Origin of the sequence: Chryseobacterium phocaeense (genome assembly GCF_900169075.1) — a bacterium.
Taxonomy (GTDB): Bacteria; Bacteroidota; Bacteroidia; order Flavobacteriales; family Weeksellaceae; genus Chryseobacterium; species Chryseobacterium phocaeense.
On sequence record NZ_LT827015.1, the window covers coordinates 1,622,915 to 1,647,156 of the forward strand.

Consider the following 24,242-nt stretch of genomic DNA (forward strand, 5'->3'; position numbering starts at 1 on the left):
AGGACTTTTCTATGGTTTATTAAAATAAAATTTATATACAGCAAGGGATTTGGTTGCAGTAAAAAGCAATAAGTATAAAAATAAATAATAAATGAAACAGATAACGGTAGCAGGATGTGGTATCGCGGGACTCACAAGCGCCATTGCCCTGCAGGAAAACGGCTGGAAGGTAAGAATAATAGCCCGGGAAAGTTACGAAAATACATTATCTGAAAAGGTGGGTGCCATCTGGTTTCCCTTTGCTATAGAACCTTTGGAAGACGCTGCAAGATGGGGAAGTTTGTCTTATCAGCGCTATATCCGGGAACAATTTCCGGGCAGCGGGGTTTCATTTATTCCTTTTACTATTATTTACAATGCATCAGCCGATACTTCATGGGTACAAAAGCTCCCAAAAGAAGCCATCCGCTCTGCCAGAATAGAGGAGCTGCCTCGTGGAGCCGAAAAAGCTTATGTTGCTACCGTTCCTCTTGCCGAACCTCCTTTGTATCTGCCGCATCTGTTCGATCGTTTTATGGCTGATGGAGGACAATTTGAACAAAAAGAAATCACCACGTTACATCAGCTGAGCGAATTGGATACCCTGGTCGTGAACTGTACGGGACTGGGTGCCAAAATAATCTGCAGGGATGATGAACTTGTCCCTATGCGGGGACAGATATTGAGGGTGAAACCACTCGATGTGCAGTCATTTGTGAACTCTACTGAAAATGGAGCTTTAAGCTATATGATCAGAAGAAGCACCGATTGCATTATTGGAGGGACAGATTATCTTAATGACTGGAATATAAATGTAGAAAAAAGCGACACCGAACTGATTTTATCACGTTTCCGTAAGGCAGGGCTGTCTCAGGAAAGGCCTGAAATTATTGAAGAGATTGTAGGGTTGCGACCTAAAAGAACCAAAGTCCGGTTTACATTTGATTCTCATTATTCAAACATCTTTCATAATTACGGGCACGGAGGCTCCGGGTTTACTGTAGCCTGGGGATGCGCGATGGAACTGGCGGAAATTATTACAGAAAATAATGCCCCTGATTCTTTTTTTTACCACTGAGTGTTTAACCAATAATCTTAAAATAGTGTATATGAAAAAACTACTTTTTTTCTTCTTTGTTGCATGGGGATTGCCCCTGTTTTCACAGCTCTATCAGGTTCCTGTATATGCGGGAACATCCTTACAGCCGGCACAACCGGGAAGTGAAGTTGCCAGGACGCTTGATGGCAATAACAGCACCATGTATCATTCAAAATGGTCTCAGAGCGGGATCCCGGATGAGCTGAAGTATTATTTCACCTCCAATGTGACCAGTATTAAAAAATTGGTTTACACTCCAAGACAATCCGGAGGAACCAACGGGATATGGACCAACGTGAGTATTTCTTACAGTACCCAGGCGGCACCCAATACATTCATCCCGGTAAACAGTAATGTAAGCTGGGCGTCTGATCATCAGGATAAAGAAGTTGTTTTCCCAACAGCTCTCCAGAATCCGTACAGCATTAAAATTTCAGTCAACGCAGGCATGGGAAATTACTCAAGCTGTGCAGAGATGAAATTCTTTTCGGAAACCCAGCCTGTGATTGCTGACGGTACAGACTGTAGCATCAATACAGCTGAATTAAGTGTAAACGGGGCTAATGATGTGAAAGCTACCATTATTCCCTCCGGAACCACCGCTTCCTCCTATCAGTCAGGAGAAAATATCGATAAATCTTATGATAATGATGTCAATACGCTTTATCACTCTTCATGGGGAAATACTGTTTTCCCGGTGGTGTTAAATTACAGGTTAGATGGAGTTACTCCTGTTGATTATCTGAAATATACCCCGAGAACCAGCGGAAGCAACGGCCGCTTTGGAAGTGTAAGCATCAGCTACAATACTACATCAAATTCTGTGTTTGTAACGTTGATGTCTTTTGATTTTCAGAATTCCTCTGCTCCTATGAATGTCTATTTTCCTAATCAGATCACTCCTTTAAACATCAGGATTACCGTAAACAGCGGTGAGGGGAACTTTGCAAGCTGTGCTGAAATGGGCTTTTACAAAACAGGCTCTTCCGGAGCAGGAAATGCTTATATGAACATTTTCACAAACAGTCTTTATTCAGCATTATTACCTTCCGTTACACAGGCAGATATAAATGCTATGGCGTCCCCATTCTATAAAGGTTTAGCGCAGTGCCTGTTCAACAGAACCTACATAAGCAAATACCGGGTTCAGGAGTATAAGGTTTATCCCCCAATTGCTGTTACTACAGGTCATTTAAAGGTGGGAAGTGGTTACAATAGCTTTGAAAACCCTACAGGTATTGTATTTGAACAGGGGAGTAAGATCGCAATGTTTGTTCAGAATATCCCTGCCGGAGCCAATATCTCGTTGCAGATCAAGGATTTTTCTGCCGTTCTGGGTGGTACTACTTCCTACTATCAGCTTCATAATGGGTTGAATGTATTTCAGCCTTCCAACAGTGGCTTGGGATACATCAGTTATTATAATACCAACACTGCGTTGCCTGATGTAAAAATCAATATTGTTTCCGGTAAGGTCAACGGTCTCTATCATCATCAGATTTCTACACAAAGCGACTGGCAAACGAATCTGACGAACACTGCCTATAACATGATTGATGTGGTGGGGGAACATTCCCATCTGGTGTATAAAAAGAGTATGCTGAAAAATTATGCTCCCTTTAATCCTGCAGAACTTACGGCGAAATACGATCTTATTGTAAAGAATGAATGGCTTGTGATGGGCCTGTATAAATATAATTTAGTTCCGAAAAACCGTATGTTCAGCTACAGTAATAATGGCGGAGGTTGGTATGCAGGCGGACTGGGTATCAATATGGATTCTGACTGGGGTGAAGAAAGTCTTGCCGATATCAATCAATTGTCTTTATGGGGAATTGCCCATGAATTTGGACACATTAACCAGATCAGGCCGGACCTGAAATGGATTGGGACTACAGAAGTGACCAATAATATGCACAGCACATGGGTAGATTATCATATGAACCCACAAAATGACGGCATGTCCCGTCTGGAAAGGGAATCTGTGGAACCGGCAACAGGAATGACCAGCATCGCAGGAGGAAGAATAAACGGAGCCATCCTGAATACTGTTGTCAATCAGGAAGCTTTGCAGGGGAATGCCAATACAGATGTTTTCAAAGTGTTGGTTCCTTTCTGGCAGCTTGAACTGTACTATCAGTTGGCCGGAGCATCCCGAAACGCACCGGTTCTTTCCTTTAATTATCCTTCTAATTATACAGGAATAGATTATGCACACTGGTTCGGAATGGTGGCCAATATGGCAAGAAGTTATAATGCCTCAGGGGTTTCAAACGGTGAATTGCTTCTGAACTTTGTGAAAAATACCTGTGCAGCGACGCAGGAAGATTTAACCGGATTCTTCATCAAAACCGGATTTTTAAGGCCAATAAACAGAGCTATTGATGATTACGGTGTTGGGCAGCTGACGATTACCCAGGCTCAGATTGATGCTACTATTGCCCATATACAGGCCCAAAATTACCAGACCCCAGTTTCTCCTGTCATGCATTATATATCATCCCGCAGCATTGCAGCTTTCCGCGATCATCTTCCGGTGAGCGGGCAAACAGGGCAGGGCGCTACTTTAAACAATGCTTATCTTACCGTACAGCACAGTGTATGGAAGAACGCAGTAGCCTATGAAACCTTCAATGCGAATAATGAACTGATTTATGTATCTGTTACGGGTACGGGTGATACCACCAATCAGACGACCAAAGTGTATTACCCGGCCAATGCAGCCGCTGTTTATGCAGTAGGCTATGACGGGCAGAAAATCCTGGTGTATCCTTATTCAACACTTTCTGCAAAGAAAACGGAAAATAGAGATCCTGAACAACTTATAGTGTATCCTAATCCTGTTGAACGGGATGGTGTGATCCACATTCAGATAAAAAATGCATCAGGAAATTACAGTGCACAGATTTTCGGGATGGATGGAAAGATGATTTTCAGTTCGAGCGGAAACCCTGAATCTATTGAAAAAGCCATCAATAAAGACTTTGTCAAATATCCTTCCGGTGAGTATCTGCTTTCTCTGAAAGATGCTAAAGTCAATGCTTTTAAAACAGTTAAGATAATTAAGAAGTAAATAGTTTAAATTCTGATCAATAGAAAGCACAGGTCAAAAGATCTGTGCTTTTTTATGGTTTAAAATATTTGCGATTCAGGACTGTTCGAAAACCTTTGGATTCTTTACAAAATACCTTAATCGGAATATTCCTTTAAAAGCTGTCTGTAACTCATCAGAATAGATGATTTTGAAATAAATCCGATGAAATCATTCTTATCACTGGTTACAGGAAGATTCCACACCCCGGTATCATCAAAGATCTGAAGGATATCCAACGGTTTGTTTTCCCTGTAAATTACGGCCGGTGGAACTTTCATAATCTGGGAAACCATCATGGAGCGATCTGTCTCCATATTGAAAAGATACGGCCGGATATCATCCAGAGTAAGGATTCCTTTCATTTTTCCTGCTTCGTCTGTAACGGCAAAAATATTTTTATTGCTGTTTTTTACCAGTTCAAATAATTCCGTGACTGATGCATTTTCATTGATGGTCTGTGAATGCTTATCGATGAAGTCTTCCGTTCTTAAAGCAAAAAGCAGGTTTTTATCATGCTTATTCGTGAATATTTTTCCTTCATCAGCCAGGGATTTCAGTTCAGGGGAAATAGGGGAGAACCACTTGGCAATAAGATATGAGATAATGGCTACAATCATGAGTGGAATAAAAAGATCATATCCAAAGCTGGATTCTGCAATCAGAAATATAGCAGTAAGAGGGGCATACAATACACCGCTCATGGCTCCGGCCATTCCCACCAGAACAAGATTCGTTACCGGAACATCCGTAAACCCGATCTGCTGACAGACTATCGCAAACAAATAACCTACCGTACCACCCGCAAAAAGCGACGGTGCAAAATTACCGCCATTTCCTCCGCTGAATATGGTAAAAGACGTCGCAAAGGCTTTTAAAAGACATACCAATACCAGAAAAATCACTATAGTCCAGTCTCCGATCTCAAAATATCTGAAAAAACTGTTCCGGATGATAGAGTGGGTGTTTCCGTTCGTAAATGCTTTCACCGTATCATAGCCTTCCCCGAAAAGCGGAGGAAAAAGAACACACAGTAATGAAAGCACCAGCCCTCCGAACATGGCTTTACGCATCCTTGAAAGCTTAAGTCCCTTGATAAAATGTTCTACTTTCTGGGAAATGACAACAAAATAACGGGCATACAGTCCCGTCACAATCCCCAGGATAAGATAGTATGGTAAATTTTTGTAGTTAAATGCCTCTCTGGTATAAAATCTGAAAAGAACATCTTCCTGAAGCAATACCCTCGACAAAAGACTCCCACAGACCGCCGCAACAACTAGAGGAATGAAATCCGTAAAAACAACCCCGGTTAAAAGAATTTCAAATGCAAACATAATCCCTGCAATAGGAGCATTGAATGCAGATGCAATCCCCGCAGTAGCTCCTGCAGCCAGCAGAAGTGTCCGTTCTTTATAGCTGAGCCTGTATGTCTGGGCATAATTGGATCCTATGGCGGCACCGGTTACTGCAATAGGGCTTTCCAGTCCGGCAGACCCTCCAAGTCCCACCGTTACAGCACTCTGGATAATCTGTGAATACATTTTTACAGAGGCCACAATACTGGAATTCTGTGCAATTTCATACAGAATAGCACCAATTCCTTTTCTGTCCTGTCCTTTAAACAAAGTAATGACGATACCCGTAGTAAGTACAATTCCCAGGAACGAAAAGACAATATAAAATAGAATCTGGTATTCAAAATGAACTTTATGGGTAATAAAATTGTGAATGGTATGCACCAGGGTTTTCAGCACTACGCCTGCCAGACCAGCCGTACAGCCCACCAGGATTCCGGAGAGCACCAGAAACTGATTCCGGCTCAGCCTGTTGTTCAGCCAGTGGAGGATAAGCTCATAGCTTCGGGCCTTTTCCAGCCCATATTCCTGAAAATCTCTTTTGAATTTTAGAAAGCTTAAGTATTTTTTTTTATTGTGAATTTTCACGGGGGAACCAATTTTTAAAGCGGTAATGGTTCCGTAAATTTATGAATATCTTTATAAATATCATCCCTTTTGCAATGCCGGAATAGATTAAATCTAAAATAATCAACTGATTTTAAGTCAAATAAAGCGTTTAATTAATGTGGATTTGAATGTTTTATAATTTAGTCCGTCAAGAAGTATTGTTCTTATAAAGTTGATTCCAGACTGTCTTTTTTCAGATTACTGATGAAATAGGAAGGGCTTACCCCGGTTTCTTTTTTAAAGATAACGGCAAAAACTTCCCTTGAAGAAAACCCGCAGGCTTCGGCAAGATAGCTGACTTTATACTCCCTGTAAATGGGATTCTCATAAAGTTTATTGGTGATATAGCTTATCCTCAGTCCGTTGATATAATTGTTATAACTGTTATGTTTATATTGTTTAATGATCTCCGAAAGGTAGCGGGTATTGGTATTCAGGTCATTGGCCAGGGATGTAAGGCTGAGATCTTTTTTAATGAATTTCTGGGATTTTTCGAACTTCTCAAGCTTGTTCAGGATTGTCTTTACTGTTTCATCCGTAATATAAATGCTTTTTTCAGCGGATATTTCAGGTTTTATATTTTCTTCGGGACGGGGTTCGGCTGCTTTAAGTTTTTTAATGACAGCATCATATCTTTCATGAAGTTTTTTCTGATTTCTTTTCCAGAAAAATAAGCCTGAAACCACCAGAACAATAATGCAAACCATAAAAAACATCAGTATTTTCCAAAGATTCCATGTGTAGGCCTGTCCCTGCTCATGCATAATCTGCTTTACAGGAGAATTAATGGTCTTCTTTTCTTCATTCACAAGACTGTCATTCAGCCTGGTGTAGAGGTTCATGTATTTTTTCGATGCTTCTTTTTCTCCAAGTTCTACATAAGATTTAAAACTTACTTCATAAATATCCCTTCGGAGATAAGGCAGGCTGATAACCTTTTCAAATTGTTCAGCTTTTCCTGCATACTGTACAGCTTGGTCATATTTTTTCTGATCATAATAAAGCCATGCATATTCGTTCAGAATGGTAATATTGAGGTTTCTCGGTATGGCATAAGACTCATTTTGAGAGATTTCCAGTGCTTTGTGGAAATAGTCTTCAGCATCTTTTATACGCCCGGAAGCCACGCTGGTCATTCCTAAATTGACACTGGATAAAGCCAGAAGATGATATTTTTTTGAGGTAAAATCCTTGTCATTACTTATAGCTTTAGCACTTTCAAAGGCCTTTTTCTGGTAATGGATCACAGAATCCAGCGGCGCATTGATATGGGCGGAATATCCACAGATTCCGGTATAGATTAAAGATTGTAGATAATGTTTTTTGTCGTTGGACTTTATGTTTCCGGATATCTTTAAAGCTTTTTTGAACTCCCTGATACTTTCATCGTTAAACCCCAGTTCGGTGTAAGACGATGCCCGTAATCGGTATATATTCGCCAGCTTTGCGGTATCCTTCACCTCATGGGCCAGTTTTTCAGCCTCTGCACTCAGATCAATCACCTGTTTATGATTGCCTGCATCATAATACCTGGCCATCAGCATAGTGATACTTTCGAGTATTCCTTTTTTATATCCTATCTTTTTGGAAGATTGATATAAGTTCTTGTAAAGCTCTATGGATTTCGCGGGATTGGTTTTGGCCAGCTCATCAGCCCGGGAAATTTCTGAATCAATGCGTGATATGGTAGAAAAATCAGGATTCAGTTGTGCATGATACAGCCCATATATCAGACAGAACAGAAGAACAACGGTATTTTTCATCTTGTGTATTTTGAAAGAGCAAATTAAGCACAATATTAACAAATACTACTTAATAATAGCGTTATATTTTCAGAATTTATAATATAAATTAATATTTTTAATCAATTGGTAATAAATAGTTTAAATTAGAATAACTCAACTAAAATCAATTTATCTTCATTCCATAAAAATGCAACCCAGGACTGGTGTTTTTTTCAGAAATGCCTGCATTTTCTTCTCTACTGATACAAATAATGAAAATGAAAAACAGCAATTCTGATCAAATCTCCTTTTACTGTTCTTTACAAAACTGTTTCTTCATATCGTGAGAGATTCAGAATTTGCAACATCTGATTTTTTCAGATCTCAGGAGAAAACTATACTATTGCAAAAGGATTCTGTATGCTGTATGATCATCAATAAAATCAGGCTGAAAATTCTAAAACACAAGTATGAAAAGCAATAATCCCGTCAAAGTTCTCAGCTTCCCTCAATAGGAATTTTGACCTATTGCTTTTCCTTTCTGTATAAAAAAACACAAACTCTAGATAAAACTATGGATCTTAAAAATCTGAACATTGGATTAATGATCAAAGAAAAAGTAACCAGAAACGGCATTGAAATGTCCCGGATCTGTAAATTCCTCAATTGCAGGGAAGAAGAAGTCCTGGATATGTATAATTCTTCTGCTTTTGACACGGAACTGCTGCTCCGCTGGTCCAAACTTCTGGAATATGATTTCTTCAGGGTCTATTCCCAGCATTTAATTTTATATGCACCGCAGTCTTCTATGGATTATATACGGAAGAAAAAAATACCGGATTCACTGCCGGTGTTTCGCAAAAGCCTGTATACCAAAGAGATTATAGAATTTGTTCTGGACAAAATAAAGAAAGGAGAAATGACGAAATCCAATGTGATTTCCGAGTATAAAATTCCAAAAAGCACGCTCTATAAATGGCTGCACAAATATAATATGATGGAAAGATAAAGCGAGAAACAAAAAAACACAATGGAAAATATCCCCGATTACAAAAGAATCTACACAGATCTCATCAATGAAAAGTTCCCCGAAAAGAAAAAAGCATTAACAACGGTACTATCAAAACAGGATTTTTCCATTCTGGATGTTATCACCTGCAGCAGCATCCTCAATGGTAAAGAAGAGACAGCCTTCACTTTTAACCAGAAACACCGCTCTTTTGACCGGCAATCTATTCTTGAAATCCTCAATTTCCAGAAAAATAACCGGTATAACAATGCCGAACTTGCCAGACATTTTAATCTGAGCCGGAATACAATTGCCCGCTGGAAAAAGAAATTCCTTTAAAAAAGTAGAAATAGAACTGAATCAATCTGTTGATGAAAATACAACTGTAAACAAATGCAAAACAAAGAGTTAAAGCATTTAATTAATGTATTTTTTTCAGAATATATTACACTAAGTATTTTAAAACCTGAAATATTTTTTCAAATTTTGTATGCATTCAATAAGACTTATTTCCACAAGTAGGGAAATGAATAAGAAGAATAATTTATTTTTGCACTTCGGTTTTGATGTTCATAAATTTTTTAAGATCATCAGACCCCAATTAAATTATAAAACACATATTCAATGAAAAAAAAATTGCTATCCCTGGCCGTTCTGGCTTCGGTGCCTATTGCTGCGCAGATAGGAATCAGTACCAGCAACCCGCTGGGAGCCCTGCACATAGACGGTGCAAAAGACAATACCGCTTCACCCACTCCTGCAGAACTCAGTAATGACGTAATGATCAAAAATACCGGCTTTATCGGCTTGGGTGTTTTAAATCCCGTTGTAAAACTGGACATGCGGTCGGCCGGATCACAGAACGCAATAGGACTGGGCTCTACTACCATGACCGCCAGTGCGGCGGGGGCCGGAGCTGTAAGGTATGAGCCCACACAGGCGAGAATTCAGGTCTCCGACGGAAACGTTTGGGAGGCCGCGCTTGTCCTGCCTACCAAAGCTGTTGTAGTGGCCAGAATGACTAATGCATTTTCTGTAAACTATAATACAGATGTGAATATTACCGGTTGGGACGAAGTGAGGGACCTGTCTAACAGTTTTGAGCCTGCTACAGGAATTTTCACAGCACCCAGAGCCGGAGTCTACACATTTCTGATGACATACAATTTCGTTTCAGGCACAGTCGCCAATTCTTCTGAAGTAACCAGCCAGTTTTACAGCCCTACCACAAATGCTATTCTGGCACGTTCTTATAAAACATTTGCCCGTGGTAATGAAGAGGCACAGGTGGGAGGTTCTGCAGTGATTACTGTAAATCTGGCCGCCGGACAGACGGTTCGGCCACAACTTAATCAGAATATTACAGGATCCGGAGCAAGAGCATTAAGGGTAAATGCGGACTGGACCCACCCGGATGCCGGATTCAACAACCTGACCATTATAGAACATTAAAAAATACAAAATGAAAATTAAGAATAGATATCAGTTCCTGATCTTTTTCCTGCCGTTCTTTCTGCAGGCACAGGTGGGAGTTTTCACCAAAGATCCGATGCAGGCATTTCACATAGACGGAGCCAGAGATAACAGCAGTGTACCGCCATCTGCTCCTCAGATCTTAAACGATATGGTGGTAACCTCCGAAGGTAAGCTGGGAGTAGGACTTTTAAATCCCAAAACCAAAGTGGATGTCCGTTCAGCAGACCAAAAGGGAATTATAGGCCTTGGAACAAGCACGCAGACAGCCGCTGCAGCCGGCGGTGGGGCTATTCGGTACAGCACCGGGAATATTATCCAGTATTCCGATGGTGTATCCTGGCACAACCTCCCCATGACCTTACCTCCGAAAGCACTGGTTCTGGCTAATAAAAGCAGTGTACAGGCACTGGCCAATAATTCCACCACTGTAGTCAGCGGATGGTCTGTGCTGACAGACGCTCAGTCCAATTTCAATGGAACTACCGGAACCTTCACAGCTCCAAGAAACGGGTTTTATATTGTTTCTTTCAATATTACGCTGGCTGATGGCAATATTGCCCAGAATTCAAGGATCGAGACCATTATAGAGAGTAATACCGCTGCGAATAATATCCAGACTTACAGAAGTGTCAATTCTTATCCTGCATGGGATGTTTCAACGGTCAATAATATTGTAGGAGGCAACTGTACCGCTATTTTTAACCTGTCAGCGGGCAACACCATACAGTTTAAGGTATTCCAGAACTTTGGAGGCAGCAGGAATATAAACACATCCAACAGTGGTACCAACAACAGTATCAGCATTTACGAATTATAAAAACAACGCAAGATGAAACTAAATACAAAAACAATAACTTTTCTTGGCCTTGGTGTTCTTCCTCATCTGATATTCGCCCAAATAGGTATTGGAAACAGTAATCCCAGCCCGGCCAATGCCATGGAAATCAGTACTGCTGAAAAAGTGATTATAGATAAAACCGGAAAAATAGGAGTAGGGGTTGCCACTCCAAAAACAGCAATCGACCTCAGAAACGGTACCAATGGCTCCATGGCTATAGGAATGACCAATCAAACTGCTGCTGAAGCCGGAGCCGGAGCGATGCGGTACAACCCGAACCCCGCTATCGGGGTACAGGGATATATAGAATATTCTGACGGAACAGTCTGGGTTCCGATCCTTCCTTATGGAAAACCGAGAATTATTGTCATGGCTGAAAAGACCAATAACAATTCTACCGTTTTTGAAACCGGATTGTGGCCTATAGGGAATTATACAGACGGTATTCCCGGCCGATCTTCGGCCTATCTTACCTCATGGACAGAAAAACTGGATTCAGACTCCGGACAGCCCAGAACCAATTTTGATCCGGCCACAGGGGAGTTTATTGCCCCGAGAGCAGGAGTATACTTCGTTACTTTTACTTTTGCCCTCGCACCAAGCCAGATCAATACCAATTTTGGACAAAATCAAACGGAAGCGATCTGGGAAGTGAGAAATTCCTCCAATACAGTTATACAGAGAATTAAAACCAATAACGGGTATCCGCAGGACACGGGAAATCCTCCCAATGCTGTTATTGCAGGATCGGCATCTACCGCAAGTTTATACCTGAATGCAGGGGACAAGCTAAGGCCTTTTGTATGGATTAACGTATCCTGGGATCCGGATAAGCGTCCGCTTCTGAATACAGGAGGATATAACGTACTGACCATTGTTGAACAATAATAATTAACTACACAAAAATAACCTCTGAATAAGAGGTTATTTTGTATCAATACATGATCTTTATTCTTCTCTGTTTTTATCAGGCAGAAACCCGACAGGATTAATATTTTTTAAAGCGTAGTTTCGCCGGTATTTCTTTTGGGATGCAGGATAAGCCTTATGGAAGGATTATTGGTGATAAACAGACGGAACCAGTCCAGTGCCAGCTGAACTTTGCTTCTGAATCCGATGAGAGGAATAATATGGATAAAAAGCCAGGTAAGCCACGCAATAAATCCTTTAAAAGAATGTTTCGGAAGATCCACCACCGCGTTGAATTTTGAAATAATGGCCATGCTGCCTTTGTCATTGTATTCAAAAGCATGCAGTACTTTTTCATGTTCCACACGCTGAAAATTGGCGGCTAAATTTTTGGCCTGCTGAATGGCCACCTGCGCCAGCTGGGGATGCCCCTTAGGATATTTTTCTTCAGAAAGCATCAGGCATAGGTCGCCAAGTGCATATATGTTTTGGGTATGTTCCACTTTATTGTAGGCATCCACCAACAGCCTTCTTCCTTTTCCCACACTTTCTTCCGGCATTCCCGGAACTTCCCTGCCGATAACCCCGGAAGTCCAGATCAGGGTTTCTGTTTCTATTGAACTGCCGTCACTTAAAATCACCTTACAGTCTTTATAATCTTTTACGGAAACATTCAGAAGGATTTTCACGCCCAGTTCCCGCAAGGTTTCGTAAGCTGTTTTCTGCGCCATGGCACTCATCGGCGAAAGTAAAGAGGGCAGGGCATCAATGAGATACAGGTTAGAAAGGCTTAATTTAATCTCGGGATATTCTTTCTGAGCAATATATCCTCCCATCTCTGCCAGCATTCCTGCCAGCTCCACACCGGTAGGCCCGCCACCTGCAATCACAATATTCTGAAGTTTTTCAGCTTCTTTTATATCTTTATTCCGGGCCGCTTCTTCCAGGGTCAGCAAAATATGGTTCCGTAAATAGAGGGCTTCTTCTATGTTTTTCATCGGGAGGGCACATTTCTGCACATTTTCCATTCCGAAAAAATTAGATTCAGTTCCCATAGCGAGAACGAGATAATCGTACTGCAGATTTCCGGTGTCGGTTTCAAGGGTTTTACTTTCAGGAATTACACGGACAAGGCTTCCCATGTGAAAGCTGACATTTTTATCATTGGAAAATAATTTGCGGAAAGGATAGCTGATATTCGAGGCTTCAATGAATGACGTCGCGACCTGATAAATCAGCGGCGGAAAAAAATGGTAATTATTTTTATCAACCAGCGTAATCCTGAATCTTTTATCGTTTCTGAGGGATTTGATAAGATTAATGCCGGCAAATCCTCCTCCTACGATTATGATGTGCTTTTTCATATGAACTGATATTGAAGTGGTGTACATATTTCATTCAATAACAGGACCAATTGAGCCATATTTCAAACATTTAACATAATATATGAAATGAAAAGCATGATGTTTGCATCCGTTTTAGTACCAACACTTAAATATGATCATATGAAAGCGGATATTTTAACTGAAAAGCACAGATTAGGAATAGGCGGAGTAGCTATAGGAACAGCCTTTGAGGACATAAGTAATGAGGAATCCTTAAAAATTTTACAGACTGCGTGGGATCTGGGAGTACGTTATTTTGATACTTCTCCCTGGTATGGTCTCACTAAAAGCGAAAGAAGATTCGGGGAGTTTTTAAAGGATAAAGAAAGAAATGATTTTATATTTTCAACTAAAGTGGGTAGACTTTTTCACGAAGTACCGGAATCCGAAGTTCCTCCGACGATGTGGAAGAATCCGCTTAATTATGATTTTAAACATGATTATACTGCAGATGCAGTTAAAAGATCCATCGAAGACAGCCTGAAGAGGACCGGACTGGATCATATCGATATCGTTTACGTACATGACCTATCTGAAGATCAGGTAGGGGACCGGTATCCTTATTTTCTGGAACAGGCGAGGAAAGGAGCGTTCAAAGTTCTTTCCGAGCTGCGTGATCAGGGAACAATCAAAGCCTGGGGAATGGGAGTTAATAAAATCGAACCAATTTTAGACTGTATAGAATCTGCAGACCCGGATATCTGTCTTTCCGCAACGCAGTATTCAATACTGGAACATGAAGATGCGGTTGACAGGCTCCTCCCCGCCGTAAAAAAAGCAGGCGTGAAGCTGGTTTCCGGGGCAGGATACAATTCGGGATATATTGCCGGAAGAGAGCGGTACAATTATAAAGACGTCATTCCTAAAGGGATGGCTGAAAAACGGGCCAGAATTACTGAAATAGCAAAAAAATATAATACAGATCCCGTGCATGCTGCCCTTCATTTTGTGCTGGCGTCTGATGAATTTGCGTCCATTATTCCCGGAGCCAGCCGCCCGGAACAGGTTCAGGATAACGTGAATGCTCTTCATTCAAATATTCCTGCCAACTTCTGGAGTGAACTGCAATATGAAGGCCTGATTTATGAGAAGGCACAAATTCCGGATAATAGTTAAAGAGGAAGTCCACTTTTTAAAATTGCTTTGATTACAAATCTATAAATGCAAAATCAACTATAAGATTTTGGATGAAGATCGCGTAGATGCATGAGAAAACAATTTTCAGCTCAGCCACAAGAAATTATTTTCATATATTTAATTGCTTATTAATCTGATTCTTATGATTCGTAAAATTTCTAACCCTTCTGCATCAGTTGTTTTAATCCTTACCGTCTTTTATTCATGTACGAATAAAAAGGCAACGCATCTTAACGAACTTCTTGAAAAGAAAGAATCCCAGGTGACCGCGATGGTAATTGGCGAAAAAGGCCTTGAATCAATCAAACTGAATCATCTGATCGCTTATGATTATTCAAAAGCTCTGGATATCGTCAGCAAAGAAGAAACTGAATTCAACCGGGTTATTCAGGACATTAGAAATGCAGACACAGAGGGTGTGAAAAAAGGAAAAGAAGTTCAGAAAGCAGCGGTTGATTATTATACATTGCTTAAAGACCTTTTTGTATTCTCGAGAGAAGAAATAGAGCAAGAGAAGATCATGCGGTACGGAAAAGAAGATAAGCAAATCCGGGCAGCACAGGACCGGAGGCTTGAGCTTGGCCATGAAAAACAGCAGCTGTACCAGAAAGTTTTTAAGGCAGATGAACAACTGTTCAAAACGCAAATTGAATTTGAAACGGAAAACAATATTAAGTAGGTGAAAGGCTAAAGGGCAAATTTACAAATAAGCTTTTTCGCCGTTTAGCCTCTTTGCCTTTTCGCTTCTCATCAAACTACTTTTGCTTTACGGACAATCTTGGCCAACAGCCCGGGAAAAAACCTCTTGAGATAGATCCCCATCACTTCCTGACCGCCAATGGCTACCTGGTTTTTCTTTTTTGAAATGGCAGAAAGCATTTTCCGGGCAAAGACGTCAGCCGGCATTCCTTTCATTGTAGCGTCATCCATTGTTCCCTGTGGGGAACCGTTACCTGTGACGGCATTAATAGAAATATTGGTCTGTATAAACCCGGGACAGATAAGGGTAATACCAATCTGTTTTGTATATAATTCGGCCCGCAATGAGTCGAAAAAACCGTGAAGGGCATGTTTAGCGGCTGCATAGCTGCTTCGCATCGGGCCTCCGAAAGCTCCCATGAGACTGGTCACTACTGCAATCTGCCCGCCACCATTCCGGATCATGTAGGGCAGTATAGCTTTCGTCAGGGCTACCGTCCCTACGAAATCAATATCCATAAGGCGTTTGTCCACTTCTATATCGGTATCCATGGCCAGAGATCTTTGTGAAAGGCCTGCATTATTGACCAGGATATCTATTTTTCCAAACTTTTCTATAGCTTCCATGGCAATATCCGGCATTTTTTTATAATCTGCAAGGTCCAGAGGTAAAACATAGAAACGGTCGGCATGTAACCCTGCTTTTTGTGCCACAGCGTTCAGCTGTTCCTTATTTCTTGATGAAAGAATAATTTTTGCACTGCTTTTTTGTGCCAGCTCATTCACAAGCGCTTCACCTATGCCGGAAGAAGCCCCGGTGACCCAGACTGTTTTATTATCAAAATAAGTATTCATCGTTGTATTTTTAAGTTTTGTGTTATTTTTTCTTTAATTTGCTTTCTCCGCTTTCTTCGCCTTCCTCACTTAAATGAAAAAATTCATCACTGATCTTCGGAGAAGAATTCATCATTGACTTTTTCAAAGTCCTGCAATATATTTCCCCGCCGTCATTCCTGAAAAAATGCATCCACCAAGAAATGTTCCTTCCAGTGCCCGGTAGCCATGCATTCCGCCGCCGCCAAAGCCTGCGGCTTCACCTGCTGCATACAGTCCTTTGATCACAGAGTCGTCTTCTTTTAAAACCTGTCCGTTCAGATTTGTTTTTATGCCACCCAGTGTCTTTCGGGTAAGAATATTAAGTCGTACTGCAATCAGGGGGCCATTCTTTGGGTCCAGTATTTTATGGGGGCTTGCCACGCGTCCGAGTTTGTCTCCTAAATAATTTCTGGTATTTCTGATATAGTTCACCTGAGTATCTTTTGAAAACTTATGGTCCAGTTCCATATCTCTGGCTTCAATCTGTTCTTTAATTTTATCATAATCCAGAAGATGATCTCCGGACAGAAGATTCATTCTTTCCACCAGGTCTTTCAAATTGTTTGAAACGATAAAATCTTTTCCGTGCTCTTTAAAAGCTTCTACAGGACCCGGTGCTTTCTTTCCAAAGATTCTTTTCAGGAAAAGGCCGTAATCTTTATTGGTAATATCCGGGTTCTGTTCTGATCCGGAGAGGGCAAATTCTTTTTTGATGATTTTTTGCGTCAGAATAAACCAGGAATAGGAATAACCGGTTTCCTGGATATACTTAAGCGTTCCCAACGTATCAAAACCAGGCAGGAATGGGGCGGGGAGGCGTTCTCCTTTGGCATCAAACCAGAGTGAAGACGGTCCGGGAAGTATTCGTATGCCGTGTTTCGGCCAAATAGGATTCCAGTTTTGTATGCCTTCCGTATAGTGCCACATTCTGTCCGGATTGATAATATGCGCTCCGGAACTTTCGGCAATTCCAATCATTTTTCCATCTACATAAGCCGGGACTCCACACACCATATTTTCCGGGGCTTTTCCTAATCTTTCCGGCCAGTTTTTCCTGACCAGTTCATGATTGGCTCCAATTCCTCCGGATGCAATGATGACGTGAGGAGCATGATATTCAAAACGGGAAATTACATTTCTGTTGGTTTCTACACCTCTCTCTTTATCGTCATTTTCAAGAATGTCTCCTTTAAGGCCTTTCACAGCATCCTCTTCCACGATCAGTTCAGTAACCCTGTGTCTGAATTTCATCTGTAAAAGTCCTTTTTTCTGAGCTTCATAGGCTTTATCCACAAACGGTTTCACCACTCCTGTTCCCGTTCCCCAGCTGACATGAAAGCGTGGCACAGAATTCCCGTGGCCTGTTGCTGAACCATCACCACGCTCTGCCCAGCCTACCATAAACATAAATTTAATGCCCAGTCTGGAAACATAATCATATTTTTCATTAGCGGCAAATTTCAGATAAGCTTCCGCCCATTTTCTTGGCCAGTAATCTTCTTTACGGTCAAATCCGGCGGTCCCTTTCCAGTCCTGAAGAGCCAGCTCATAGGAATCTTTAATCCCCATTCTGCGCTGCTGGGGAGAATTGATCAGAAACAGACCTCCGAACGACCAGAATGCCTGTCCGCCGATATTCTGCTCCGTTTCCTGATCCAGCAGAAGTACTTTTTTTCCGGAATTGGTAATTTCCATAGCAGCCGTGAGACCTGCCAAGCCGGAACCTACAATAATCACATAAGGCTGGAATTTCTCGTCCATGGTATTGATTTACTTTTGTTTGTCCTTTTATTATCCTACAATAAATATATAAAATATTTGAGATGGGATCACTTAAATTACTTCAAACAAAACTATGCTGATCATACTGTGTGTAAATTCATATCTTTGTTAAAAAAGAAGAATGAAATATTTGTTTATGATGGCTTTTCTGGTGTGTTCGATGTTCAGCCAGCTTACAGCACAGCAGAAACAGGATCCGTGGACGGAAAGCCAGTTGATGGATCCGGCGCTTTTAGCCTCAAGAATTACTGAAAGTAAAACAAAAAATATGGTCGTTATTTCAGTAGGGCCGGAAGCTATTATTAAAGGCTCTGTGGATATCGGACCAACCCGAGAGCCTGAAAATCTTGAAAAATTAAGAAATTATTTAAAGGATATTCCAAAAGATAAGGAAGTGGTGATCTATTGTGGATGCTGTCCGTTTGTAAAATGTCCGAACATCCGTCCTGCTTTTAATCTCCTTCAGGAAATGGGTTTCAAAAATGCAAAACTTCTGAATCTTCCAAAAAATATTAAAGCTGACTGGCTGGATAAAGACTATCCTATCAATGAATAATATGAAAGCTATTCTTACCTTATTCTCTGTATTGATTCTTACAGGATATGCAGCTGCACAGCAGGCTAAGCTCGAAATAGGGCAGCAGGCCCCGGAAATTACATTATCGAAAAATGACGGTACTCCTTTCAGCCTTTCGTCTTTAAAAGGGAAGCTGGTCCTGATTGACTTTTGGGCTACCTGGTGTTCACCGTGTATGGAAGAACAGCCCGAACTGAAAACATTATATCAAAAAACAAAAGGAAAGGAGTTTGAAATACTCGGTGTTTCTTTAGACCGGAATAAGGAAAGCTGGCAGAAAGCCATCGACCGTTTTGAAATCAGCTGGCCACAGGTGAGCGATCTGAAATTCTGGAGGAGCCCTGTTGCTAAAGCTTATGCCATTGAAGAACTTCCTTTTAATGTGGTTATTGATACACAGGGAAAGATCATTGCTAAAAACCTTCATGGAAAAGAGCTGGAAGGCTTTATCAGCAAGCATCTGAAACTTAATTAAAACTTCAGAAACTAATAAAAAACGGGTCAGAAAAATATTTCTGACCCGTTTTTTATTTGATACCCAGTAAAAATTAGTTGATGATTAAAGAGGTCTTTTACCGGAAATAATATTATAAAGCACCACAATGATAGCGATAACCAACAGAACGTGCACTAAATAACTCGTACTGATTCCCGGGATAATGTTCAACATTCCAAGAAGCCAGACAATAATACAGATGACGGCTACTAACCATAATAAATTTCTCATGACTTTAAATTTTAATGTTATGTTTTCTTTTAATACACATTCTGTGCCTTTATGAGAACAAATCATTAATATTACTAAAAATGTGGTATCTATATTATGTTATGAAGAGAAATTATTTCGTGATCCCAATCATTTTTAAGGCAAGAGTAGTCAGGTAAATGGCATCAAAAACAGTAAGCGATTCAATATCTGTAAATGTGGATGACATCAGGTCGCTTTTGTTAAAAGAAAGTTCAATACTCTCATTATAGGAAGCAACAAGCCTTACTACGGAATACCCATTATATGCTACGGAAAATCCTTCCAACAGACAGTGCTGTTCTGCTTTCTGATAGTGGATATATTCTTCAAAACCTGCCGTAGTATCTCTTTTTCCGTCATTATGATCCAAGGATTTCCAGGCGGAATAATTCTTGGGCTCTTTCAGGACGTTTCCTTGCGTATCCACGGGAACCAGCATTCCCAATGTCAGGGGTTTTCTTAAAAAACCGGCATAATTTTTCATCAGTCTCAGGGTCTGGAGATCGGCATATCCTTCGTTGGCGTAGTATTCAATAACGAAATCCGTCATCGGAATCAGCTTATGGGAAGCTTCAGTCGGCATAATGGGTGTTTACTTTTTTGAAAATAAAAATAGTATTTTTATTGACTTTATCAAAAAGATCAGGGAATTTAAATTTAATCGTAGGTCGCAAAGTAGGGAGTGTTTTAATTTAATGCAACAAAGTTGCAATATTTGAATTTTATTCTATACCTTTGCCCCAGACTTACAACAAGAAATTTAAATCCCTTATTTTATGAAATCGAAAATATTAGATGCAGTGGGAATTTCTGCAGCAGTTCTATGTCTTATCCATTGCATTGCCTTTCCTTTACTGATGATCATTCCACTGGGAATATCGCACAATCCCTATATTGACCTGGCTTTCCTGATCATCGGAGCTCTCGTGGTGTACAAGGTTACAAAATCCATGACCAGACGTTGGCTGAAGGCTTTATTCTGGGCTTCCATTATTTTAATCTCCATTTCAGTTCTGGCGGATTTTATCTTTGAAGTACATATTCCACTCATTTATGCAGGAGCAGCAGGACTGATAGCGGGTCACCTTATCAACTTTAAGAACCACCGGCATTAACCGGAAAATTCATAATTAATTAACGCCACTTTATGTCATCAGTATTAATTACCCAATAAATTGCATTACAAAATCTTACGACCATGGAGAGACGCCAATTTTTAAAAGGTTCAGCATTAGTTTCAGGCCTGCTTACTTTAAATCCGGCTGATTTCTTCGCCAATTCCATGAAAGAAATTCCTGAGCCCAGGAAAAAAGCAAAAAATATTATTTTTATGATCAGTGACGGGATGAGCTCCGGAACTTTGGCTATGGCCGATCTCTATTCCAGAAATATTTTAGGCAAAACCACCAACTGGATGAATCTGTATGATGAAAATAAAGTATCCAGGGCTTTGATGGACACGGCCTCTGCAAGTTCTATCGTTACAGATTCTGCAGCAGCAAGTTCTTCCTTTGGGGGAGGCTTCCGGGTGAAAAATGGAGTTCTTAACATCGGTTCTCATGGTGAAAAATATGTTCCGGCCTGGCAAAAATTTAAAAAAGCAGGAAAAAAGACCGGATGTGTAACCACGGTAACCATTACCCATGCCACTCCGGCAGGGTTCTGTGTGAACTCAGACAGCAGAAATGCAGAAAACGATATTGCAGAAATGTATGCTGAAATAGGTTTTGATGTGATGATGGGCGGTGGCGATGAGTTCTTTAATCCTTTAAAACGAGAAGATCAGAAAGATGTGTATGGGATTTACAAACAAAAAGGCTATCAGATCCTTAACAACAGGGCTAATTTAAAAAATATTGAAAAGGGAAAGAAGCTTCTGGGTGTTTTCAATTCCGGGGCGCTTCCGTATTCCATCGACAGGGCTCATATTGCTGAACTCCAGAACACACCTTCTCTTGCCGAAATGGCCCAAACCGCAATAGATCAGATGAAAGACCATCCGGAAGGCTTTGTGTTGCAGGTAGAAGGCGGAAAAGTAGACTGGGCTGCCCATGCCAATGATATTGCGGCTTTGATCCATGACCAGCTTGCGTTTGATGAAGCAGTAAAAACTGTTATGGATTTTGCAGAAAAAGACCAGAATACACTGGTAATCATTACTACAGATCATGGAAATGCCAATCCCGGAACTATTTATGGTCCGGATGCCACTAAAAATTTTAACAGCATCTCTCATTACCAATATACCAACGAGTATATCCTGAATGCCATTCGTCCTGATTTTAATCTTCAGAAGATGAAAGACTGGATTTATGAAACCAATAAAATAAGTCTTGCCGATGATGACGCCAGGTATTTATTAAGCTTTTACTCAGGGTTGGAAAAACAGGAAACCGGAATTTACAACTACAAAAAACTGCCTTTTAAGGCGTATTCGGATATTCAGAAAAAGCATAATTCTGTGGGCTGGATCAGCATGGATCACTCGGGAGATTATGTGGAAGTGGCCGTCTACGGTCCGGGAAAGGAGCTTTTGCCGGCTTTTATTAAAAACACGGATCTGCATTACCTGATGCTTAAGGCAACGCAGATATAAACTGTTTGTCAGGATCTTGGCTTACTCACATATTTATTTCCTGTGATATAAAAACGCCACGGCAGTAAAGCGTCTTCCTGGGCATATGCTACTCCAATACGCGGTCCGGCAACAATCTCTTCCGGGGCATACCGGATTCCGTGATCTTCAATCCAGATTTCGCTTTCGGTGAGATGTTTCCTGTTAAAATTACGATCAATACCCAAAGCTTTAGCTGCTGAACCGGGTCCGGATGAAATAGCAGGTTTTGTAGAAGACATTTTACGTCTCAGCTCCATAATGTCCTGTCCCACCAGAGGTTCTACAGCGCGGATCAGTACCGCATGAGGCTCACCCTCCACAGACGTCACCACATTGAAAAGATGATGAATTCCATAACATAAATACACATAAGAAACGCCGCCCTGGCTGTATAAGGTCTCAGTCCGTTCGGTACGCCGCCCGCCATACGCATGGGAAGCTTTATCTACCACCCCGAAATAGGCTTCGGTTTCTACAATAATGCCGGCCGTAATCTGCCCGTCAATCTCGGTAAAAAGAATTTTTCCCAAAAGATCTTTAGCCAGGAAAATAACATCCTGATTCAGGTAATAGGAAAGGGGAAGTTTCAAATCTGCTGTATTTATTGTTTAAGACAAAGCAAATGTAGGCATCAGATACTTATTATCAAAGTGTTCATATCATCATTTCTTTATAATCTATTACTTAAAAAAATAAGACTTTGGCAAAAAATGATTAATTTCAAACCAGAATGATTTTGCCCACGCAGATCATTGAAATTCAAATCATTCACCTATGAACAATGAAGAGTATTTAGCCTATCTGGAATTGCCGGAAAATAGAACGCCGTTCGGACACAGGATAGCCAATCTGGTTGCGGATCAGCTACAAACCGGAAAGATTTTAGGCTACAGTCACCGGGATTACTGCGGAATGGGAATGCAGGCTGATGAGCATCAACGGTTTTTCTACGGAGAAATTTATGACGGCTATCTTGAGGCATCCAAAGTATTTGAAAACAGAGAGCAGTTTGTCTCATGGCTTTCCGGACAGTCTACCGTTTCATTGGCCCGTCTGGATGATGATGAATTTTTTGCAGGCAACCAGGTAATTTCAAGAAACCGGGTACTGGAATTTATCGGTAAAAAAGAGATCACATTTTAAAATTTTGTTATGGAAAAATATAATCACTCAATAATAGTCCTGGCTATGTTTCTTTTCCAGGTCTCCTGTAGTCAGGATACTTCGAAAAAGGCCCAATCAGCCAATGCTAAAACGAAAACTTCAGACAAAACGGAATTGCTCTGCTGGAAGGATATCAGGGTCGGTGAACTTCCTCCCGAAGGAGCCTATTATGCCATTGACAGCCTGGTAAAAAAATGGGGATTATGCTATGAACGGGTAGAAACCGGATGTGAGATAGATGATAAAACCAGAAAGCTACAAAGAGAGGCTGAGCGGTCTAATGATCTTTATTTCAAAAGTCTTGAGCATAAGCTGGGGAAAAACTGGAAACAGCAGTTTGATAAGGAACTCCATATAGCAGACAGCATCAACTGGATTAAGATCAGCGAACAGATCAGAAGCATGAATAAATAAATGGAAATTAAAATTAAAAGAGACCTTAAAAAGGCCTCTTTTAATTGAATATTGCTTATTTTGCTTTGCTGTTGATGGCTGTATCTGCAACCTTTGTGAGCAATTCGTCACATTTTTTTTCTTCGGCAAGGGTAGCCAGCAGATTTTTAAGACAGTCTTTTTCTTTCAGAACTTTAGCGTAAGCAGCCAATGTTCCATAAGTGGCAATTTCATAATGCTCCACTTTCTGGGCAGCTGCAATAATTCCGGCATCTCTTACAGGTCCGGCTTCGGTTTCTTCCATAATGCTTTTCCCTTCATCCAGTAATCCCTGCATGGCATCACATTTTTTAGCCTGAGCCTTTTTTCCAATTGCGGCAAAACATTCTTCAAGTCTTTTCACGTGAATTTTGGTTTCGTTGAAGTGTTTTTCAATGCCTGCCTTCAGATTTTTATCCGTAGCATTTTTATGCATTTTGGGGAGGGCTTTTACAAGAGCTTTTTCCGCCCAGTAGATATCTTTCAGAGAATCTTCAAATAAATCTTTCAGCTCTTTGGCTGCATTTTTTTTAGCAGGCGTTTTTCCTGTTTTCTTAGCTGTAGTTTTCGACACCGTTCTTTTTGCTGTTTTTTTCGTTTCCATAATATGATAATTTAGTGATTGATTATTTTATACCTAACCCTGCAATGATAATATTAGTCCCGGATTCCGGGCATTAATGTGGTACCAGACCATGTGCGGGGATATGATTTTTACAGATTAAAGGCCATA

The 24,242-nt window shown here is 40.7% G+C and carries 24 protein-coding genes; 15 read left to right on the plus strand and 9 right to left on the minus strand.

Annotated features, from left to right (window positions below):
- The first annotated feature begins 91 nt into the window (after nt 1-91).
- Together B7E04_RS14005 and B7E04_RS14010 are read left to right on the plus strand one after the other, a co-directional pair.
- Complete coding sequence (locus tag B7E04_RS14005; protein WP_080779218.1) at nt 92-1,057, plus strand: FAD-dependent oxidoreductase; 966 nt, start codon at nt 92-94, stop codon at nt 1,055-1,057.
- A 31-nt stretch (nt 1,058-1,088) separates the two neighbouring features.
- Nucleotides 1,089-4,151 (plus strand): M60 family metallopeptidase, encoded by a 3,063-nt coding sequence (locus B7E04_RS14010; protein ID WP_165439444.1) that lies wholly within the window; start codon nt 1,089-1,091, stop codon nt 4,149-4,151.
- 116 nt (nt 4,152-4,267) lie between these two features.
- Here B7E04_RS14010 and B7E04_RS14015 read toward each other — a convergent pair whose 3' ends face one another.
- Both B7E04_RS14015 and B7E04_RS14020 read right to left on the minus strand, forming a co-directional pair.
- On the minus strand, nt 4,268-6,115 hold the full coding sequence (locus B7E04_RS14015; protein ID WP_080779220.1) for a chloride channel protein: 1,848 nt from the start codon (nt 6,113-6,115) through the stop codon (nt 4,268-4,270).
- Between the two features lie 185 nt (nt 6,116-6,300).
- Entirely contained in the window at nt 6,301-7,899 is a 1,599-nt protein-coding gene (locus B7E04_RS14020; RefSeq protein ID WP_080779221.1) for a tetratricopeptide repeat protein, read from the minus strand.
- Nucleotides 7,900-8,434: 535 nt separating this feature from the next.
- Between B7E04_RS14020 and B7E04_RS14025 the strand changes: the two genes are divergently transcribed.
- The 5 genes from B7E04_RS14025 (at nt 8,435) to B7E04_RS14045 (ending at nt 12,071) form a co-directional block, all read left to right on the plus strand.
- Nucleotides 8,435-8,869 (plus strand): transposase, encoded by a 435-nt coding sequence (locus tag B7E04_RS14025; RefSeq protein WP_080779222.1) that lies wholly within the window; start codon nt 8,435-8,437, stop codon nt 8,867-8,869.
- 21 nt (nt 8,870-8,890) lie between these two features.
- On the plus strand, nt 8,891-9,208 hold the full coding sequence (locus B7E04_RS14030) for an AsnC family protein (protein WP_080779223.1): 318 nt from the start codon (nt 8,891-8,893) through the stop codon (nt 9,206-9,208).
- Nucleotides 9,209-9,493: 285 nt separating this feature from the next.
- On the plus strand, nt 9,494-10,321 hold the full coding sequence (locus B7E04_RS14035; protein WP_080779224.1) for a complement C1q domain-containing protein: 828 nt from the start codon (nt 9,494-9,496) through the stop codon (nt 10,319-10,321).
- Nucleotides 10,322-10,331: 10 nt separating this feature from the next.
- Complete coding sequence (locus B7E04_RS14040) at nt 10,332-11,162, plus strand: complement C1q domain-containing protein (protein WP_080779225.1); 831 nt, start codon at nt 10,332-10,334, stop codon at nt 11,160-11,162.
- A 12-nt stretch (nt 11,163-11,174) separates the two neighbouring features.
- The gene (locus B7E04_RS14045) at nt 11,175-12,071 is read left to right on the plus strand and encodes a hypothetical protein (RefSeq protein ID WP_080779226.1); all 897 of its coding nucleotides are present in this window, start codon (nt 11,175-11,177) and stop codon (nt 12,069-12,071) included.
- A gap of 110 nt (nt 12,072-12,181) precedes the next feature.
- Here B7E04_RS14045 and B7E04_RS14050 read toward each other — a convergent pair whose 3' ends face one another.
- On the minus strand, nt 12,182-13,456 hold the full coding sequence (locus B7E04_RS14050; RefSeq protein ID WP_080779227.1) for an NAD(P)/FAD-dependent oxidoreductase: 1,275 nt from the start codon (nt 13,454-13,456) through the stop codon (nt 12,182-12,184).
- Between the two features lie 141 nt (nt 13,457-13,597).
- Here B7E04_RS14050 and B7E04_RS14055 point away from each other — a divergent pair, with 141 nt between their 5' ends.
- Both B7E04_RS14055 and B7E04_RS14060 read left to right on the plus strand, forming a co-directional pair.
- Complete coding sequence (locus B7E04_RS14055; protein ID WP_185117079.1) at nt 13,598-14,593, plus strand: aldo/keto reductase; 996 nt, start codon at nt 13,598-13,600, stop codon at nt 14,591-14,593.
- A 163-nt stretch (nt 14,594-14,756) separates the two neighbouring features.
- Nucleotides 14,757-15,293, plus strand: coding sequence for a hypothetical protein (locus B7E04_RS14060; protein WP_080779228.1), 537 nt, complete (start codon nt 14,757-14,759; stop codon nt 15,291-15,293).
- A gap of 71 nt (nt 15,294-15,364) precedes the next feature.
- Here B7E04_RS14060 and B7E04_RS14065 read toward each other — a convergent pair whose 3' ends face one another.
- Together B7E04_RS14065 and B7E04_RS14070 are read right to left on the minus strand one after the other, a co-directional pair.
- On the minus strand, nt 15,365-16,168 hold the full coding sequence (locus B7E04_RS14065) for an SDR family oxidoreductase (RefSeq protein WP_080779229.1): 804 nt from the start codon (nt 16,166-16,168) through the stop codon (nt 15,365-15,367).
- Between the two features lie 123 nt (nt 16,169-16,291).
- Complete coding sequence (locus B7E04_RS14070) at nt 16,292-17,950, minus strand: FAD-binding dehydrogenase (protein WP_080779230.1); 1,659 nt, start codon at nt 17,948-17,950, stop codon at nt 16,292-16,294.
- Between the two features lie 142 nt (nt 17,951-18,092).
- On the opposite strand from B7E04_RS14070, the gene B7E04_RS14075 reads away from it, so the two are divergent.
- On the plus strand, nt 18,093-18,527 hold the full coding sequence (locus tag B7E04_RS14075; RefSeq protein ID WP_080779231.1) for a rhodanese-like domain-containing protein: 435 nt from the start codon (nt 18,093-18,095) through the stop codon (nt 18,525-18,527).
- Complete coding sequence (locus tag B7E04_RS14080) at nt 18,520-19,023, plus strand: TlpA family protein disulfide reductase (RefSeq protein ID WP_080779232.1); 504 nt, start codon at nt 18,520-18,522, stop codon at nt 19,021-19,023. Before B7E04_RS14075 ends, B7E04_RS14080 begins: the two co-directional genes overlap by 8 nt.
- An 84-nt stretch (nt 19,024-19,107) precedes the next feature.
- Here B7E04_RS14080 and B7E04_RS14085 read toward each other — a convergent pair whose 3' ends face one another.
- Complete coding sequence (locus B7E04_RS14085) at nt 19,108-19,275, minus strand: lmo0937 family membrane protein (RefSeq protein ID WP_117614940.1); 168 nt, start codon at nt 19,273-19,275, stop codon at nt 19,108-19,110.
- 112 nt (nt 19,276-19,387) lie between these two features.
- The gene (locus B7E04_RS14090) at nt 19,388-19,879 is read right to left on the minus strand and encodes a hypothetical protein (RefSeq protein ID WP_080779234.1); all 492 of its coding nucleotides are present in this window, start codon (nt 19,877-19,879) and stop codon (nt 19,388-19,390) included.
- Nucleotides 19,880-20,072: 193 nt separating this feature from the next.
- Here B7E04_RS14090 and B7E04_RS14095 point away from each other — a divergent pair, with 193 nt between their 5' ends.
- Together B7E04_RS14095 and B7E04_RS14100 are read left to right on the plus strand one after the other, a co-directional pair.
- Nucleotides 20,073-20,411 (plus strand): MerC domain-containing protein, encoded by a 339-nt coding sequence (locus B7E04_RS14095; RefSeq protein ID WP_080779235.1) that lies wholly within the window; start codon nt 20,073-20,075, stop codon nt 20,409-20,411.
- Nucleotides 20,412-20,494: 83 nt separating this feature from the next.
- Nucleotides 20,495-21,892, plus strand: coding sequence for an alkaline phosphatase (locus B7E04_RS14100; protein WP_080779236.1), 1,398 nt, complete (start codon nt 20,495-20,497; stop codon nt 21,890-21,892).
- Nucleotides 21,893-21,900: 8 nt separating this feature from the next.
- On the opposite strand, the gene B7E04_RS14105 is transcribed toward B7E04_RS14100, so the two are convergent.
- Nucleotides 21,901-22,503 carry a DNA-3-methyladenine glycosylase gene (locus B7E04_RS14105; protein WP_080779237.1) on the minus strand — a complete coding sequence of 201 codons (603 nt, stop codon included), beginning with the start codon at nt 22,501-22,503 and terminating at the stop codon, nt 21,901-21,903.
- Between the two features lie 184 nt (nt 22,504-22,687).
- On the opposite strand from B7E04_RS14105, the gene B7E04_RS14110 reads away from it, so the two are divergent.
- Together B7E04_RS14110 and B7E04_RS14115 are read left to right on the plus strand one after the other, a co-directional pair.
- Nucleotides 22,688-23,056 (plus strand): hypothetical protein, encoded by a 369-nt coding sequence (locus B7E04_RS14110; protein ID WP_080779238.1) that lies wholly within the window; start codon nt 22,688-22,690, stop codon nt 23,054-23,056.
- 9 nt (nt 23,057-23,065) lie between these two features.
- Nucleotides 23,066-23,491 (plus strand): hypothetical protein, encoded by a 426-nt coding sequence (locus tag B7E04_RS14115; RefSeq protein WP_080779239.1) that lies wholly within the window; start codon nt 23,066-23,068, stop codon nt 23,489-23,491.
- Between the two features lie 55 nt (nt 23,492-23,546).
- Here B7E04_RS14115 and B7E04_RS14120 read toward each other — a convergent pair whose 3' ends face one another.
- Complete coding sequence (locus B7E04_RS14120; RefSeq protein WP_080779240.1) at nt 23,547-24,113, minus strand: YciE/YciF ferroxidase family protein; 567 nt, start codon at nt 24,111-24,113, stop codon at nt 23,547-23,549.
- Between the last annotated feature and the right edge of the window lie 129 nt (nt 24,114-24,242).

Bases quoted from the DNA above. Each gene is read 5' to 3' on its own strand.
- B7E04_RS14005 (WP_080779218.1), top strand. From the start codon at position 92: ATGAAACAGATAACGGTAGCAGGATGTGGTATCGCGGGACTCACAAGC.
- B7E04_RS14010 (WP_165439444.1), top strand. From the start codon at position 1,089: ATGAAAAAACTACTTTTTTTCTTCTTTGTTGCATGGGGATTGCCCCTG.
- B7E04_RS14020 (WP_080779221.1), bottom strand. From the start codon at position 7,899: ATGAAAAATACCGTTGTTCTTCTGTTCTGTCTGATATATGGGCTGTAT.
- B7E04_RS14025 (WP_080779222.1), top strand. From the start codon at position 8,435: ATGGATCTTAAAAATCTGAACATTGGATTAATGATCAAAGAAAAAGTA.
- B7E04_RS14030 (WP_080779223.1), top strand. From the start codon at position 8,891: ATGGAAAATATCCCCGATTACAAAAGAATCTACACAGATCTCATCAAT.
- B7E04_RS14035 (WP_080779224.1), top strand. From the start codon at position 9,494: ATGAAAAAAAAATTGCTATCCCTGGCCGTTCTGGCTTCGGTGCCTATT.
- B7E04_RS14040 (WP_080779225.1), top strand. From the start codon at position 10,332: ATGAAAATTAAGAATAGATATCAGTTCCTGATCTTTTTCCTGCCGTTC.
- B7E04_RS14045 (WP_080779226.1), top strand. From the start codon at position 11,175: ATGAAACTAAATACAAAAACAATAACTTTTCTTGGCCTTGGTGTTCTT.
- B7E04_RS14050 (WP_080779227.1), bottom strand. From the start codon at position 13,456: ATGAAAAAGCACATCATAATCGTAGGAGGAGGATTTGCCGGCATTAAT.
- B7E04_RS14055 (WP_185117079.1), top strand. From the start codon at position 13,598: ATGAAAGCGGATATTTTAACTGAAAAGCACAGATTAGGAATAGGCGGA.
- B7E04_RS14060 (WP_080779228.1), top strand. From the start codon at position 14,757: ATGATTCGTAAAATTTCTAACCCTTCTGCATCAGTTGTTTTAATCCTT.
- B7E04_RS14065 (WP_080779229.1), bottom strand. From the start codon at position 16,168: ATGAATACTTATTTTGATAATAAAACAGTCTGGGTCACCGGGGCTTCT.
- B7E04_RS14070 (WP_080779230.1), bottom strand. From the start codon at position 17,950: ATGGACGAGAAATTCCAGCCTTATGTGATTATTGTAGGTTCCGGCTTG.
- B7E04_RS14075 (WP_080779231.1), top strand. From the start codon at position 18,093: ATGAAATATTTGTTTATGATGGCTTTTCTGGTGTGTTCGATGTTCAGC.
- B7E04_RS14080 (WP_080779232.1), top strand. From the start codon at position 18,520: ATGAATAATATGAAAGCTATTCTTACCTTATTCTCTGTATTGATTCTT.
- B7E04_RS14085 (WP_117614940.1), bottom strand. From the start codon at position 19,275: ATGAGAAATTTATTATGGTTAGTAGCCGTCATCTGTATTATTGTCTGG.
- B7E04_RS14090 (WP_080779234.1), bottom strand. From the start codon at position 19,879: ATGCCGACTGAAGCTTCCCATAAGCTGATTCCGATGACGGATTTCGTT.
- B7E04_RS14095 (WP_080779235.1), top strand. From the start codon at position 20,073: ATGAAATCGAAAATATTAGATGCAGTGGGAATTTCTGCAGCAGTTCTA.
- B7E04_RS14100 (WP_080779236.1), top strand. From the start codon at position 20,495: ATGGAGAGACGCCAATTTTTAAAAGGTTCAGCATTAGTTTCAGGCCTG.
- B7E04_RS14110 (WP_080779238.1), top strand. From the start codon at position 22,688: ATGAACAATGAAGAGTATTTAGCCTATCTGGAATTGCCGGAAAATAGA.
- B7E04_RS14115 (WP_080779239.1), top strand. From the start codon at position 23,066: ATGGAAAAATATAATCACTCAATAATAGTCCTGGCTATGTTTCTTTTC.
- B7E04_RS14120 (WP_080779240.1), bottom strand. From the start codon at position 24,113: ATGGAAACGAAAAAAACAGCAAAAAGAACGGTGTCGAAAACTACAGCT.